The sequence below is a fragment of the Micromonospora sp. DT41 genome, assembly GCF_049841715.1.
GTDB lineage: Bacteria > Actinomycetota > Actinomycetes > Mycobacteriales > Micromonosporaceae > Micromonospora > Micromonospora profundi.
Window position 1 is genome coordinate 414320 of record NZ_JBNCKU010000003.1, and the last position, 14839, is coordinate 429158.

A 14839-nucleotide genomic window follows, 5' to 3' on the forward strand; every position below is an offset into this window, starting at 1 on the left:
AAATGCTCGCCACCCGCGGTCTGACCTGGCGGATCGGTGAGGTCGCCATCGTCGACAGCGTCTACCTCGACCTCGCGCCCGGAGAGTTCCTGGGCGTGATCGGGCCGAACGGCGCAGGCAAGACCTCACTGTTCAACCTGATCACCGGCCTGCGCCGGGCCACGGAGGGCCGGATCACCCTGGACGGGCAGGACATCGGGGCGCTCCCGCCGCACCGGCGGGCCCGCCTCGGTCTGGGCCGTACCTTCCAGGCATCCTCGGTCTTCGGTTCGCTGAGCGTGCGGGAGAACGTCCGGCTCGCCGTGCAGGCGCACCGCGGGGGCTCGATGGCACTGTGGCGGCGGGCGGCGGCCGACCGGGAGGTGGCCGCCGCCGCCGACGCGGCGCTCGACCGGGTCGGCCTCGCCCACCGGGGTACGGCGCTGGCCGGCACCCTGGCCCACGGCGAGAAACGCAAGCTGGAGATCGCCCTGCTGCTCGCCGGTGAACCACGGGTGATGCTGCTGGACGAGCCGATGGCAGGGGTGAGCGCCGAGGACGTACCCGAACTGGTCGCGGTGATCAAGTCGTTGACCGGGGACAGCAGCCGGGCGGTGCTGATGGTCGAGCACCACATGGACGTCATCCTGGAACTGGCCGACCGGATCGCCGTCATGCACCACGGCGCGCTGCTGGCCTGCGACACCCCGGAGACGGTGATGGCCAACCCGACTGTGCAAGAGGCCTACCTGGGGGAGTCCCTGTGACCGAACCGATCCTCAGTGTGGAGGACCTGTCGGTCCGGATCTCCGGGCTGCACATCCTCCAGGGGGTGTCCTTCACTGTCGCCCCGAGCGGCGTGACGGTCCTGCTCGGCCGCAACGGCGTCGGCAAGACCACCACGTTGCGCGCCATCCTCGGCCTCACCCCGCCCGCGGGCGAGGTGCGCGGCGCCATCCGGATGGGCGCGCAGAGCCTGCTGGCCCGCCCCACCCACCGGCTGGTCCGCGGTGGGCTGGGCTACGTGCCCGAGGACCGGGACGTGTTCGCCGGCCTCACCGTCGCCGAGAACCTGCGGCTCGCCGAGCGGCGCGGCACTACTCCCGCGTACGACAAGGTTTTCGCGCTCTTTCCGGAGCTGGACCGGCGCGGACGGCAACGGGCGGGTTCGCTCTCGGGCGGGCAGCAGCAGATGCTCTCGATCGGGCGGGTGCTGCTCAACGACAACCGGCTGCTGCTGATCGACGAGCCGACCAAGGGGTTGGCGCCAAAGGTGGTGACCGAGGTGGCCGAGGTCCTGGAACGGGTCGCGGAGTCGGTGCCGGTGCTGCTCGTGGAGCAGAACCTGGCGGTGGTACGACGGTTGGCCCGCGACGCCGTGGTGCTCGCCGCCGGAAAGGTGGCCTGGACCGGCGACGCCCGCGAGCTGCTGCTGGAGACGGCGCTGACCAAGTCGCTGCTCGGCGTGGGCACCGGTGAGGCGCACCGCCCGACCGGCGCGGACCGGGCTGCCGTGGCCGGGAAGGACGCAGGCTGATGGGGACCGTGATCCTGTTGGCGTTGACCGGGCTCGGCCTGGCGGCGCTGTACTTCCTTGTCGCCTCCGGCCTGTCCCTGGTCTTCGGCCTGGCCGACGTGCTCAACTTCGCGCACGGGCTGTTCCTCGGGGTCGGCGCGTACGGCACCTGGTGGGCGGCGGGCAACCTGCCGGGCGCCAGCGGCGACGGCTGGGGCTTCGTGCTCGCTGTCGCCTTCGGGGTGGCCGCCGGCACGCTCGTGGCGATCCTTGTCGAGCTGGTGCTGATCCGTCCGCTCTACTCCCGCACCATCGAGCAGGTGCTCGTCACGGTCGGCCTGTCGCTGGCCGGGGTGGCGCTGTTGCAGGCCACCTGGGGTGCGGACGCACGCCCGTTCCCGCGTCCTGACTGGACCCGACAGGTCACCGGGATCCTCGGCGCGCAGGTGCCGAACGGCGGCCTGCTGCTGATCATCGCGGCGGTGCTGGTGCTCGGCGCGATCCTTGCCTTCCTGCGCTGGACCCGGTACGGCCTGGTGATCCGGGCCGGCGTGGAGAACCGGGAGATGGTGACAGCGCTCGGCATCGACGTCCGCAAGGCGTTCACGCTGGTCTTCGCGATCGGTGGGGCGGCAGCCGCGCTCGCCGGAGCGCTGGGCGGCGTCTACTTCGGCACCGTCTCGCCCGGTCAGGGCGGCTCGCTGCTGATCTTCGCGTTCATCGTGGTGGTGATCGGCGGGATGGGCTCGGTGGTCGGCTCCGCGTACGCGGCGGTCGTCGTCGGGCTGGTGCAGCAGTTCGTCAACTACTACGGCACGTCCGGGCTCGGCGACATCTGCGTGGTCGGGCTGCTGGCCGTGGTGCTGCTGCTGCGCCCGCAGGGCATCGCCGGAAAGGTGGCAACGGCATGACGGTGATCGACGCTCCTCCCGCGCAGGTGCCCGACGAGCTGACTCCGCAGCGGGGGCGGTGGCACGGGGTCCGCCCGTTCCTGCCGCTCGTGGCGTTGGCGGTGCTGGTGATCCTGCCGTACTCGACGATCTCCCTGCCGGGGATCTTCGAGGGGCCGCTCAACTCACCGGGCACCCTGCAACTGCTCGCCATCTGCCTGATCTTCGGAGGGCTGGCCGCCGGGTACGACCTGCTCTTCGGCCGGACCGGCATGCTCTCCTTCGGGCACGCGCTCTACTTCGCGGCAGGCGTGTACGGCACCGACATCCTCATCACCCGGGCCGGCCTGCCGCTGTGGCAGGCGGCGCTGCTGACCATCACCGGCGGCACCATCCTCGCCGCGCTGCTCGGTGCTGTGGCGCTGCGTACCGTGGGCATCGCGTTCGCCATGGTCACGCTGGCCTTCGCACAGGTCGGGGCGATCCTGGTGGCGCGCGACTTCGGTGGGCTCACCGGCGGCGAGGAAGGGCTGCCGCTGGACGTGTCAGGGCTGCCCGCCGGCCTGGTGGGGGTGACGAACACGGTGAACCTGTACTGGCTGGCGCTGGCGTACCTGACGCTCGTGGTCTTCGTGGTGCACCGGGTGAGCGGTTCACCCACCGGTCGGGTGCTCGCCGGCCTCCGCGACGACGAGCGGCGGATCGGTGTGCTCGGGCTGGACCCGTACCGCTACAAGCTTGTGGCGTTCACCCTGGCCGGCGGGCTGGCATCGGCGGGTGGGGTGGTCTACGTCCTGATCGTCGGCGGCGCGTCACCGCACATCACGTCGTCCGAGCTGACCCTGTCGCTGCTGGTCATGGTGGTGCTCGGCGGGCCGGGCACCCGGTGGGGGCCGGTGCTCGGTGGCGTCCTCTACATGTACCTGGACCACCGGCTCACCGCCTTCGGCACGAGCGACGCGGTGGACAACCTGCCGGCCTTCCTCAGCAACCCGCTGAGCCAGCCGCTGTTCGTCCTCGGCACGGTCTTCATCCTGGCCGTCTACTTCTTCCCCGGAGGCCTGACAAGCCTCGCCCCCCGCCTGTCCCACCTAACCAGAGCCCTACGCCCCCCCACCCGCCGCTAACCGCCCCACCCCCCAGAATCCCGTCGATCATGAGGTTGTCGGGCGACACGCCGTCGTTCGAGACAGGTAACTTCATGATCGACGGGATTCTGTGTGCGGGGAGGTCGGGGAGATGGGCGGGCGGCTTGCGGTTGTCAGTGGGGGCGGGACCGGGATCGGCGCCGCCGTCGCGGGGACGCTCGCTCGGGACGGGTACGACGTTCTGATCGTCGGCCGGCGGGCGGACGTGTTGACGGAAACCGCGGAGCGGATCTCTGTCGAATGTGGGCGTCCCGACGCCGTCATCGCCGTTACCGCTGACCTGACCGACCCGGCGCACCTCGACCGGGTTCTCGCGGCGGTCGGCGACCGGCCGGTCGACGTGGTGGTCAACAACGCCGGCGGGTACCTCAGCGGGGAGACGGGCACGCTCGCCGGAACCGCTGCGTACTGGCGGGCCAACCTGGACGCCAACGTGCTCACCGCCGTGCTGCTCACCGAGGCGCTGCGGCCGGCCCTTCGCCGACCTGGCGGCCGGGTGATCCTGATCAGCTCGATCTCCGCCCAGCGCGGCGGCGGTGGGCCGTACTCGGCGGCGAAGGCTGCCCTGCACGGCTGGGCGTACGACCTGGCCGCGCAGCTCGGCCCGGAGCAGATCACGGTGAACGTGGTGAGCCCCGGCTACGTCGCCGAGACCGAGTTCTTCGGCGACCGGATGACCGCCGAGGGGCACGCGAAGCGGGTGGCGGCGACGCTGGTCGGGCGTGCCGGAGTGCCGGACGACGTCGCCGAGGCCGTGCGCTATCTCGCCAGTCCGGCCGCCGGATACGTCACCGGGCAGGTCCTCGGAGTCAACGGGGGCTCGGTCCTCGGCCGCTGAGCACGCGCCAACGCACCGACGACGAAGGGGCGGCGGTCCCCCGTGCGACCGCCGCCCCCTACGTCGTGGCTCAGCCGTTAAGCAACTCGTACGCCAGGGCCGGTGCCTTGGTGGCGGCGGCACCGGTAGGCACGCCGATCTTCGGCGCGCTGCCGTAGTCGGTGTACTTGACGACGTAGTCGTACGCCTTCGCCTTGCCGGCGGCCGGGATCTTCAGGGTCAGCGAGGCCAGGTGCTTGTCCTCGCCGACCACGGCGGTGAACGGCACCTTCTTGGCGGCCTCGCCGAGCGCCGCCGCCTCGCCGTCCTCAAGCGAGTTCGCCGCCTCTCCCTCGCTCACGTCGATGAACCCGACGTACCGTCCGGGGCTCTGCTCCTTCACGGAGGTGGCCGCCTGGAGGAGCGGCCCGGCGTTGCCCTGGTCCGCGCCGTCGTAGGTGGGGATGGAGGCGGCGTCGGTCAGCTTCGCGGGGTCCAACTTCAACCACTTGTTCGGGAGCTTCGGCAGGCCCGGACGGCCGGTGAACTTCGCCTTCATCCAGGTCTCGTCCCCGATCACGAGGAACGACATCTTCACGGCGATACCGTCGGAGTCCGGCGGCAGCGTGGTGTGGAGCTCGAACGCCTTCGACTCGTGGTCGATCAAACCGGTGAGCGTGCTGGACGCGTCCTTGCCGCTGAACCGGAACGTCCCTTCGGTGCCGTCGGGTACGGCGTCGATCAGCGCCTCCTTGGGGCTGACGCTCGGGCTGGCGGCCGGGGTGTCCTGCGGCGCCGCTGCGGGCTCGTCCTTCGACCCGCAACCCGCGAGCAGGCTGGCCGTGGCCAGCACAGCGGCGACCGTGCCGAACGTCCGTCGGATGGTGCCGGCGGTGCCCGTTGCCTGTGTCATCACACTTCTCTTTCTCGATGCGTGGCTCTTGCCGACGACGATGCTGCCGGCCGCCGCGGCGGTCCGACTGCCGATATGCTGCCGTCCGGCTGCCGGGCACTGCCGTCCGGTGCCCCACGGGGGTATCAGGAGCGGAAACTCGCATGTCAGGAACGCTGCGTTTCGAGATCCTCGGGCCTCAGCGGGCCTGGTACGCCGACCGGGAGATCGATCTCGGCCCCGGTAAGCAGCGTGCCGTGCTTGCCGTTCTGCTGCTCTCCGTCGGCCGTTCGGTGCCCACGGGGCAGATCGTCGAGGCGGTCTGGCCGGAGGATCCACCCGCGAACGGCCCCAACGTGGTGCAGAAGCACGTCGCCGGGTTGCGCCGGGTGCTGGAGCCGGACCGGTCACCGCGTACGCCGGGGCAGGTGCTCAGCCTGACCGACGCCGGTTACCTGTTGCGGGTCGACCCCGATGGGGTGGACGCTGTCCGCTTCGAGCGGACGGTGCACCGCGCCCGGCAACGCCACGCGGAGGGCCGCGCCACCGAGGCGCTGAGCGAGCTGGCCGCAGCGCTGGAGCTGTGGCAGGGGGAGCCGTTCGTCGGTTTCACCGGGCCGATATTCGATGCCGCCCGGCAGCGGCTTGTGGAGTTGCGGGCGGTGGCGCTGGAGACCCGTGCCGAGCTGACACTTGACCTCGGCCGGCACCGGGAACTGATCGGCGAGCTGCGGGAGTTGGTGGCCGAGTTCCCCGTCCGGGAACGGCTGCGGCACCAGCTCATGCTCGCGCTGCACCGCAGCGGCCGGCAGGCCGAGGCGCTCGCCGCCTACCGGGAGTTCGGCAGCCTGCTCCGGGAGGAGTACGGCATCGAGCCGGGCGAAGCGCTCCAGGAACTGCACCGGCGCATCCTGCGCTCCGACCCGACGCTCACGGCACCTTCGGAGCCGCTGACGGCACCGGCGAAGCCGCTTACGGCACCGGCGAAGCCGCTTACGGCACCGGCGAAGCCGTCGGATGATCGGCAGCTGCCCGCGTTGGCGCCGTCCCCGACCGCCGGGCTCAGGTCCGGCGCCTGGGAGCCGCCGAGCGCGCCGGGTCGGTTCCCGAGCGACGTCGGCTATCCGCCGCCGGCCCTGCTCCCGCCGCCGATCCTGCTCCCGCCACCGGTGGCCGACAGCCGGCCTGCGAGACCCCAGTCGCCGCCCTGGGCGAGCAGGGCCGCCACCCTCGCCGGTACGGTGCTCGTCCTGTTCTCCTTCGGTTGTCTGACCTGGCTGGTGATCCTGGCCTACGCGGTCTGGCGGCGTAGCTGGCGTCTCGCCGTCGCCGGCATCGGCTACCTGGCGATAGTCGTCGTCGAGGTGGCACTGCTCGACACCGAGAACCCGGACGCCGAGGTGCCCGGCCTTGAGGCGGTTACGTTCCTCGGGCTGGCCGTCGTCACCTGGATCCTCGGAGCGGTGCACGTGATCCTGCTCAGCCGAGGGCTCTGGGCTGCGATCACCGGAAACCTGGGCGGCAGCGCGAAGCAACGCGCCCAGGAGGAGCGGCGCATCCGTCGTGAGCACGCCCGCTACCTGCTCTACCACCACCCGGCGGCCCGCGACGAGCTGCGCGTGGGGCGGCCCGACCTTCCCCGGACCTTCGACGACGGCGGTCTGATCGACGTCAACGCGGTCCCGGAGCAGGTGCTCACCGGCCTGCCCGGCCTGACGTCCGAGCAGTGCCGGCAGATCGCTGTGGACCGGTGGCTACGCGGCCCGTACACCTCGATGGAAGAACTCGCCGCGCGCTGCCTGCTGCCGCCGACGGCCACCGAGCCCCTGCGCGACCTGCTGCTGTTCCTCCCTCCAGCCGTCCTGGCCGACGAGGCGCGGGCGCCCGGATCGTGACCGCCACCTCCCGCGCGGGCCGGGGTTCTGACGCACGGCGCTGGTAGACATGTCGGGTGGAGACAGCAGAGCGGGCGGCGGTACGGGAGCGGGCCGAGGCGGTGCTGCGCCGGCTGGCCGGTGAGCACGCCCGGCTGCGTGAGGACCAGTGGCGGGCCATCGAGGCGCTTGTCGTCGACCGGCGGCGGGTGCTCTGCGTGCAACGCACCGGCTGGGGCAAGTCGGCTGTCTACTTCGTGGCCACCGCGTTGCTGCGCGACAGCGACCAGGGTGGCGCGCAGGGCGGCCAGCACGGCCCGACCGTCATCGTGTCGCCGCTGCTGGCGTTGATGCGTAACCAGGTCGAGGCGGCAGCGCGGGCCGGCATCCGGGCTCGCACGATCAACTCGGCGAACCTCGACGAGTGGGACGCCATCACCGCCGAGATCCAGGCCGGTGCTGTGGACGTGCTGCTGATCAGCCCGGAGCGGCTCAACAACCCCGATTTCCGCGACGGCGTGCTGCCGAAGCTTGCCGCGACCACCGGCCTGCTTGTCGTCGACGAGGCGCACTGTGTCTCCGACTGGGGGCACGACTTCCGGCCGGACTACCGACGGCTGCGCACGTTCCTCGCCGAGCTGCCGGAGCGCACCCCGGTGCTGGCCACCACCGCCACCGCGAACGCCCGGGTCACCCAGGACGTGGCCGAGCAGTTGGGCGACGCGCTCGTCCTGCGCGGCACCCTGGACCGCGAGTCGCTGCGCCTCGGTGTGCTCGACCTGCCCACACCGGCGCACCGGCTGGCCTGGCTCGCCGACCACCTGGACGAGCTGCCCGGCTCGGGCATCGTCTACACGCTCACCGTTGCGGCAGCGGGGGAGACGACCGAGTTCCTGCGCTCCCGGGGCTACCCGGTCGCCTCCTACACCGGGCAGGCCGAGGACGCCGACCGGCGAGCCGCCGAGCAGGACCTGCTGGACAACAAGATCAAGGCGTTGGTGGCGACCAGCGCGCTGGGCATGGGCTTCGACAAGCCCGACCTGGGCTTCGTCGTCCACCTCGGCGCTCCGCCCTCACCGATCGCGTACTACCAGCAGGTCGGCCGCGCCGGCCGTGCCGTCGAACACGCCGAGGTGCTGCTGCTGCCCGGCACCGAGGACGCCGCGATCTGGCGCTACTTCGCCTCGCTGGCGTTCCCGCCCGAGCAGCAGGTCCGGGCCGTGCTGGCAGCCCTGCACACCGACCGCCCGCTCTCCACCCAGGCCCTCGAACCCCTCGTCGACCTGCGCCGCGCCCGGTTGGAGCTGATGCTCAAGGTCCTCGACGTGGACGGCGCGGTCCGCCGGGTGCGCGGTGGCTGGCTCGCCACCGGCGAGCCCTGGGTCTACGACGAGGGCCGGTTGCGCCGCGTCGCCGAGGCGCGCACCGTCGAGCAACAGGCAATGCGGGAGTACGCGTCGACCCCCGACTGCCGGATGCGATATCTGCGGGAGCGCCTGGACGACACCGGGGCGACCGACTGCGGCCGGTGCGACAGGTGCGCCGAGCCCCTGTTCTCCGCCGACGTGTCCACCGCCGCGCTCACCGCCGCGCAGGCGTTCCTGGGCCGCCCCGGCGTGGAGATCGCGCCGAAGAAGCTCTGGCCGACCGGGTTGGAGGCTGTGGGCGTACCCCTGAAGGGCCGGATCGCCCCGACGGACCAGGCGCTGCCGGGGCGCGCCGTGGGGCGTCTCTCCGACCTGGGTTGGGGTGGCCGGCTGCGCGAGCTGGTCGGCCCGGAGGCAGTCGACACGGCGGTGCCCGACGACGTGGCCGGGGCCGTCGTGGAGGTACTGAAGGCGTGGGCGCACGGCGACGCCCCGTGGCCCCGCCGGCCGGTGGCGGTGGTCGCGGTCGGGTCCCGGCGACGGCCCCGGCTGGTGGGCTCGCTTGCCGAGCGGATCGCGGCCGTGGGCCGGCTGCCGCTGCTTGGCGAGATCGCGTCGACAGGTCCGGGCGGCCCCGGTGGGCCGCGCGGCAACAGCGCCCAGCGGGTACGCGCGCTGCACGACGCCTTCACGGTGCCAGCCGACCTGGCCGACGCGCTGGCCGGCCTGGACGGCCCGGTGCTGCTCGTCGACGATCTTGTCGACTCGGGCTGGACGATGACGATCGTGACCCGCGCTCTGCGCCGGGCCGGCGCACCGGACGTGCTGCCCCTCGCTCTCGCGGTGGCCGGCTGACCGGTCGCTCCCCGCCCGGAGCGGAAAAGTTCCCGGCGCGGGCGGATTGCGACGGTCGCCACGCCGTCGCGACGTCGACCAGGGCTGGCCAGCGGCGACGGTACCGTGGGCGACATGACCGATCCGCACCCCGTCCCCTGCGCGCGCCCGCTGGACGCCGGCGCCGCCGCGACGGGCCACGTGCTGGACGCCTGCAGTGTCTGACCAGGTCTCCTCCGTAGCGGACCGGAGCACGATCCGGCTTGCGCTTGTGGTCGGCGGCCTGGTGCTCGCCGTGCTGCTCGGGTTCGGCCTCGGCCGTCTCAACAGCGGAGGGACCGGCGGCACCGCCACCGCCGGTGTGTCGTCATCGACCGACGGGCACACCCACCCGCCGGGCACCGGAGTCCACGATCACGGTGCCGTGACGGGCACCGACGGGCAGGCGGGCGCCGAAGCCGGCGGCCTGTCGGTCAGCTCGTCCGGCTACACGTTCGCGCCGCTGGCCACCGAGTTCCCGGTCGGCCAGCAGGGGCAGTTGCGCTTCCAGGTGCGGGACGCGCAGAGCCGGCCGGTCACCCGCTTCGCGGTCGTGCACGACAAGCCGATGCACCTCATCGTGGTCCGCCGCGACCTCACCGGCTACCAGCACCTGCATCCGACAATGGCGTCCGACGGCACCTGGTCGGTGCCGCTGACCCTCGCCCAGCCGGGCGTCTGGCGGGCGTACGCCGATTTCACAGCGGTGGCCGACGACGGCGGCCAGACGGCCGTGACCGTCGGCGTGGACCTCGTCGCGCCAGGCGGCTACCAGCCGCGCCCACTGCCGAAGCCTGCCACGTCGACGACTGTGGACGGGTTCACCGTCAGCTACCAGGGCAGCCCGCAGGCCGGGGCGACTGTGCCGTTGACGTTCCGGGTCGAAGGCGCGGGCGGTGTCGCGGCGTTGGAGCGCTACCTCGGCGCGTACGGGCACCTGGTGGCGCTGCGGGAGGGCGACCTCGGCTACCTGCACGTGCACCCGGAACTGGAACTGGTGGACGGCCAGGTGAAGTTCTGGCTGACCATTCCCGACCCGGGGCGCTACCGCCTGTACCTCGACTTCCAGGTCGACACGATCGTGCACACCGCCGAGTTCACGCTGACGATCCCCTGACCCACACCTCGCGGTGGGGTCAGCCGGCTCGGCGGATGGGGCGGCGGGCCAGGTAGCGGAGGAGGTCGCGGATGTGGTGTTTTTCCTCGGCCGGGACGGTGGGATCGGCCAGCCGGTCCAGGATGACGCGGACGTCCGCCTCTACCGGACCGTCGTCGCCGCGCTTGCGGGGTGCCGGCCCCGCGTCGGGCAGCCCGAGTGCCCGGAACGCGGCTGCCACCGGCAGGTCCAGTGCGGCGCAGAAACCGCGAACCTTTGCCAGCTCGGGGTAATCCTGCCAGTCGCCAGCCAGCCAACGGAACACCGTGGAGCGACCCACGCCCGTGTGTTGGGCAAGATCGGTCACGGTCCAGCCGCGCTCGTCGCGCGCGTCGTCGATGGCGCGACGGACGAAGCGGGCGAAGGCCATCTGCGGTGTAACGTCTGCGGAACCCATCCGTGTGTGTTGATCCCTCCCGGCTGGGCACTGGGCGATGCATCACGAGAGTAGTACGCCCGCAGGCGGAAACCACTGACTGACCACACAAACCGTCCCATCGATGAGACTCCGTCTCCCGCTGTACCTGTGCCACCACCGAGCGATCATCGTCGTTCTTCTACTAAGCTCGGTGCCCGTCCCGGCAGGGCGTTTGTTCGCCTGTCGCCTCCGATCGGACCACCGCCGAGGAGCACCATGGCCGAATCGAGTCGTCCGCGACCGTACCAACCTGGTGCGGTGAGCCTCTTCTTCGTCGCCAAGGCTGGCGTGTTCGCCGCCGCGTTCTGGATCTGGTTGCTGTTGATGGCGTTCCGCACCCACGAGGCGACCGGTGTGGACGTGCTGGCCGCAACCGGCGCCATCACCACGACGCTTGTCGCCGTCGTGCTGGGCTCCCGGTTGGCGTTGCAGCGCAACGCCGCCATCCGGCATGCCGAGACGAAGAAGCTGCTCGTCGACATTTCGTGGAACGCCTTCGCGGCGGCCGGCAACGCCGAGGGCGCGGGCAAGGTGGTGCCCTTCCCGATCAGCCCGGTCGGGGGCGACCGCGTCAACCAATGGCCCGACGGGGACCGGGTGTCGGTGTTCGACCGTGGTCTCGGCGGTCGGGACCGGGGCAGCAGCGGCGGCCGGCGACGCTGAAGCCGGACCGGCTAGGCGACGGGTGGCTGGTCGGCGGTGGCCAGCAGGCTCTCCAGGCGGGGCGTGACCCGCCACTTGTCGACCAGTTCGCGGTACTCCGCACGCTGGGCCCCGGTTGCCTCGGCGCCGGTACGGCGGGCACGGATCAGCAGGTTGCGCGGGGTGTGCTGGGAGTCCACGAACTCCACCACCTCGGCCCGGTAGCCGTGCACCCGCAGCAGCCCGGCCCGCAGCGCGTCGGTGAGGACGTCGGCGAAGCGCTCGCGCAGGATGCCCTGCCGGGTCAGCAGGTCGTACGGGGTAGGTGGGGGCTGTGTGCGTAGCTGCTTGGCCAGGTCGTGGTGGCAGCAGGGCGCGGCAAGCACCCAGCGGGCCTCCCAGCGCACCGCGCGGGCCAGCGCCTCGTCGGTGGCGGTGTCGCAGGCGTGCAGCGCCAGCACCAGATCCGGCGCGGGGTCGACGACCGCGTCGGCGATAGTCCCGGCCACGAAGCTGACCTTGTCGGCCCAGCCCAGTCGCTGCGCCAGCTCGGTGTTGCGCCGCCGCTGGTCCTCACGGACGTCAACGCCGATCAGCTCGACGTCGAGCCCACGCCGGGACAGGTAGCGGTACGCGGCGAAGGTCAGGTAGGCGTTGCCGCAGCCCAGGTCGACAACCCGCAACGGGCCGGTCAACTCGTCGGGCAGTGTGGCGGCCAGGGCCCGCAGGAACGCGTCCACCTGGCGGCGTTTGGCCGCCGAGCCGCCGATCTCGGCGAAGATCTCGTCACCCGGGTCCAGCAGGTATTCCTTCGCCCGGTCATTTCCAGCGGGCGCTGCCGCCGGTCGGGCCGTCGCCGCCCGGTGCACCTGCGCCTCGCCGGACTTGGTGACCCGCAGTTGGAGCGTCGCGTCGGCCGTCTCGACGTGCCAGTTGCCGAACGGCTCGGCCAGCAGCTCGTCGACCGCCGCAGCCGACTCCGCGCCGAGGGCGACATTGCGGGTGTACGGGCGTACACCGTCGGAGGTGGCGATCTGGAGCCGGGGACCGGCCTTGATCGTCACCGGCCGCAGTTCGGCCCGGGCCACTGCGGGACGGCGACCCCGTCGGCGGCCGGCGGCGACGGCCCTGGTCAGAGTGGGGTCGAGGAGCAGGGTGCGGACCTCGGTGAGGGCGGCGTCCAGTGGTTCCGGCATCGTTCCATCTTCGGCAGGTGGGGCGGGAAGGGAACATCCCCCGTACCGCGCTCAGGCGGTCCGGGGGATGTCGGGTGGATCTGCGGGTCAGTCCGCGGTCGCCTCGGCCGGCGTACCCGCGCCGGAACCGCCAGAACGGCGGCGCCGGCGGCGACGCGGCTTGGACGGCTCGCCGTCGGCGGCGGCTGCGGCCGGTTCGGCCGGTGCCGCGTCGGCGGAGATCACCGCGGTGGCCTCGGCCGCGACCGGCTCGCCGGCCCGGCGGCGACGCCTGCGGCGCGGAGTACGGGTGGCCTCGTCGCCAGCGGCGTCGGCTGGTGCCTCGGCGGCCGGCGTATCGGCGTCGGTGCGGTCGCGGCGGCCGTCGCCCCGGCCACGGCGCTCGCCCCGGCCCTCGCTACGGCTCTCACCGCGACGCGGACCGCGACCACCGCTGTCGCCCCGGCGGGAACGGGTCGTCCCACCCAGGTCTTCCTCGATCTCGGCGGACAGGCCGGCCCGGGTGCGCTCCGCCGTGGGCAGCGTGCCGCTGACCTCGGTGGCGATGTGCAGGTCGGTGTAGAGGTGCGGCGACGTGTGGTACGTCTCCGGCGGCTCGGGCATGTCCAGACCGAGGGTCTTGTCGATGATCCGCCAGCGGGGCATGTCGTCCCAGTCGACGAAGGTCACCGCGACGCCCGTCGCTCCAGCCCGGCCGGTCCGGCCGATGCGGTGGGTGTAGGTGTCCTGGTCTTCCGGGCAGTCGTAGTTGATGACGTGGGTGACGCCTGTGACGTCCAGGCCCCGGGCCGCCACGTCGGTGGCGACCAGGATGTCGATCTTGCCAGCCCGGAAGGCCCGCAGGGCCCGCTCGCGGGCGCCCTGGCCCAGGTCACCGTGCACCGCTGCGACCGCGAACCCGCGGAAGTCCAGGTCCTCGGCGACCCGGTCGGCAGCCCGCTTGGTACGCGTGAAGATCATGGTCAGCCCGCGGCCCTCCGCCTGGAGGATGCGCGCCACCACCTCGACCTTGTTCATCGAGTGGGTGCGGTAGACAAGCTGCTGGGTCTGCGGCGACGGGCCGGTCTCGGCGGTGTGCCCGGCGTGGATCGTCATCGGCTGGCGCAGGAAGCGCCGGGACAGGGTGACGATCGGGTCCGGCATGGTGGCCGAGAACAGCATCGTCTGCCGGTCTTCCGGAAGCATCGCGAGGATCTTCTCGACGTCGTCGAGGAAGCCCAGGTCGAGCATCCGGTCAGCCTCGTCGAGGACGAGCGCGCGTACCCGGTCCAGCCGGAGGTGCTTCTGCTTCTGGAGGTCCATCAGACGGCCGGGGGTGCCGACCAGGATCTCGACGCCCTTGCGCAGCGCGTCGATCTGCGGCTCGTACGCCACGCCGCCGTAGATCGGCAGCACCCGGACGCCGCGTGTGCGGCCGGCGGCGGCGAGGTCCTTGGCGACCTGGATGCCCAGCTCACGGGTGGGGACGACGACAAGCGCCTGGGGAACGCCGTCACTGCCCTCGCTCGGAGCGAAGACCCGCTCCAGCAGCGGGACGCCGAAGCCGAGGGTCTTGCCGGTGCCGGTGGGGGCCTGGCCGATGAGGTCCACGCCGCGCAGGGCGATCGGGATCGCGTACTCCTGGATGGCGAACGCACGGGTGATGCCGGCCGCTGCCAGGGCCTCGACGGTCTCGTCGCGGGCGCCGAGCGCGGCGAAGGTGGGGGCCTCCGGCCGAACCGGGGCTGTGGGTGCCAGTTCCTGGCCGTCCATCAGATCTTCAATCAATTCGCTCATGTGGATGTGGGGGTGCCCTCTCGTGGGTGCGCCCGTCATGTCCTCAGGGCGCGTTCGGTATGACGCGGGCCACACGGTCGGGGGCAGACTGCCGAGCCGGACCGGGCCGCACGCGCGCCGCGGGCTGAGCTTCGATCAGATCGGCGCCCACGGCAACTGCTCCATGCTACCTGAACAGGCAAGCTCACGTCCCGATTCCCGGGCGGCCAGCCGCCACGCGGGGGCGCCATCGTGACCCGCGCCACAGCGGCTCTCGCGCGGCTCCGTGTGCCACGCACGGGCCACCCGGCGGGCC

General features: G+C 72.2%; 13 protein-coding genes. 9 read left to right on the top strand and 4 right to left on the bottom strand.

Features of this window, described 5'->3' with window-relative positions; genetic code table 11:
- Positions 1 to 2 precede the first annotated feature (2 nt).
- The 5 genes from ACLQ23_RS08310 (at position 3) to ACLQ23_RS08330 (ending at position 4371) form a co-directional block, all read left to right on the top strand.
- Positions 3 to 746: an ABC transporter ATP-binding protein gene (locus ACLQ23_RS08310; RefSeq protein WP_355589536.1), complete on the top strand. Its 744-nt coding sequence runs from the start codon at positions 3 to 5 to the stop codon at positions 744 to 746.
- The gene (locus ACLQ23_RS08315; RefSeq protein ID WP_355589534.1) at positions 743 to 1516 is read left to right on the top strand and encodes an ABC transporter ATP-binding protein; all 774 of its coding nucleotides are present in this window, start codon (positions 743 to 745) and stop codon (positions 1514 to 1516) included. Before ACLQ23_RS08310 ends, ACLQ23_RS08315 begins: the two co-directional genes overlap by 4 nt.
- Complete coding sequence (locus tag ACLQ23_RS08320; protein WP_053654083.1) at positions 1516 to 2406, top strand: branched-chain amino acid ABC transporter permease; 891 nt, start codon at positions 1516 to 1518, stop codon at positions 2404 to 2406. Before ACLQ23_RS08315 ends, ACLQ23_RS08320 begins: the two co-directional genes overlap by 1 nt.
- A complete protein-coding gene (locus ACLQ23_RS08325; protein ID WP_355589532.1) occupies positions 2403 to 3512 on the top strand; it encodes a branched-chain amino acid ABC transporter permease in 1110 nt (369 codons plus the stop codon). The genes ACLQ23_RS08320 and ACLQ23_RS08325 overlap by 4 nt, the downstream gene beginning before the upstream one ends.
- A gap of 112 nt (positions 3513 to 3624) precedes the next feature.
- Complete coding sequence (locus ACLQ23_RS08330) at positions 3625 to 4371, top strand: SDR family NAD(P)-dependent oxidoreductase (protein ID WP_355589531.1); 747 nt, start codon at positions 3625 to 3627, stop codon at positions 4369 to 4371.
- Positions 4372 to 4441: 70 nt separating this feature from the next.
- Here the strand turns inward: ACLQ23_RS08330 and ACLQ23_RS08335 are convergent, their stop codons facing one another.
- Entirely contained in the window at positions 4442 to 5263 is an 822-nt protein-coding gene (locus tag ACLQ23_RS08335; RefSeq protein ID WP_355589529.1) for a hypothetical protein, read from the bottom strand.
- A gap of 143 nt (positions 5264 to 5406) precedes the next feature.
- Between ACLQ23_RS08335 and ACLQ23_RS08340 the strand changes: the two genes are divergently transcribed.
- The 3 genes from ACLQ23_RS08340 to ACLQ23_RS08350 all read left to right on the top strand — a co-directional run bounded on the left by ACLQ23_RS08340 (position 5407) and on the right by ACLQ23_RS08350 (position 10473).
- Positions 5407 to 7137, top strand: a complete 1731-nt coding sequence (locus tag ACLQ23_RS08340) for a BTAD domain-containing putative transcriptional regulator (RefSeq protein WP_425880488.1) — start codon at positions 5407 to 5409, stop codon at positions 7135 to 7137.
- A gap of 56 nt (positions 7138 to 7193) precedes the next feature.
- Complete coding sequence (locus tag ACLQ23_RS08345; RefSeq protein WP_425880489.1) at positions 7194 to 9338, top strand: DEAD/DEAH box helicase; 2145 nt, start codon at positions 7194 to 7196, stop codon at positions 9336 to 9338.
- Between the two features lie 196 nt (positions 9339 to 9534).
- Complete coding sequence (locus tag ACLQ23_RS08350; protein WP_425880490.1) at positions 9535 to 10473, top strand: hypothetical protein; 939 nt, start codon at positions 9535 to 9537, stop codon at positions 10471 to 10473.
- Between the two features lie 19 nt (positions 10474 to 10492).
- On the opposite strand, the gene ACLQ23_RS08355 is transcribed toward ACLQ23_RS08350, so the two are convergent.
- Positions 10493 to 10909, bottom strand: a complete 417-nt coding sequence (locus ACLQ23_RS08355) for a helix-turn-helix domain-containing protein (RefSeq protein ID WP_355589521.1) — start codon at positions 10907 to 10909, stop codon at positions 10493 to 10495.
- A 279-nt stretch (positions 10910 to 11188) separates the two neighbouring features.
- On the opposite strand from ACLQ23_RS08355, the gene ACLQ23_RS08360 reads away from it, so the two are divergent.
- A complete protein-coding gene (locus ACLQ23_RS08360; protein ID WP_355589519.1) occupies positions 11189 to 11593 on the top strand; it encodes a hypothetical protein in 405 nt (134 codons plus the stop codon).
- Between the two features lie 11 nt (positions 11594 to 11604).
- On the opposite strand, the gene ACLQ23_RS08365 is transcribed toward ACLQ23_RS08360, so the two are convergent.
- Both ACLQ23_RS08365 and ACLQ23_RS08370 read right to left on the bottom strand, forming a co-directional pair.
- On the bottom strand, positions 11605 to 12768 hold the full coding sequence (locus tag ACLQ23_RS08365; protein ID WP_355589517.1) for a class I SAM-dependent methyltransferase: 1164 nt from the start codon (positions 12766 to 12768) through the stop codon (positions 11605 to 11607).
- An 87-nt stretch (positions 12769 to 12855) separates the two neighbouring features.
- The gene (locus tag ACLQ23_RS08370; protein WP_425735137.1) at positions 12856 to 14544 is read right to left on the bottom strand and encodes a DEAD/DEAH box helicase; all 1689 of its coding nucleotides are present in this window, start codon (positions 14542 to 14544) and stop codon (positions 12856 to 12858) included.
- Positions 14545 to 14839 lie beyond the last annotated feature (295 nt).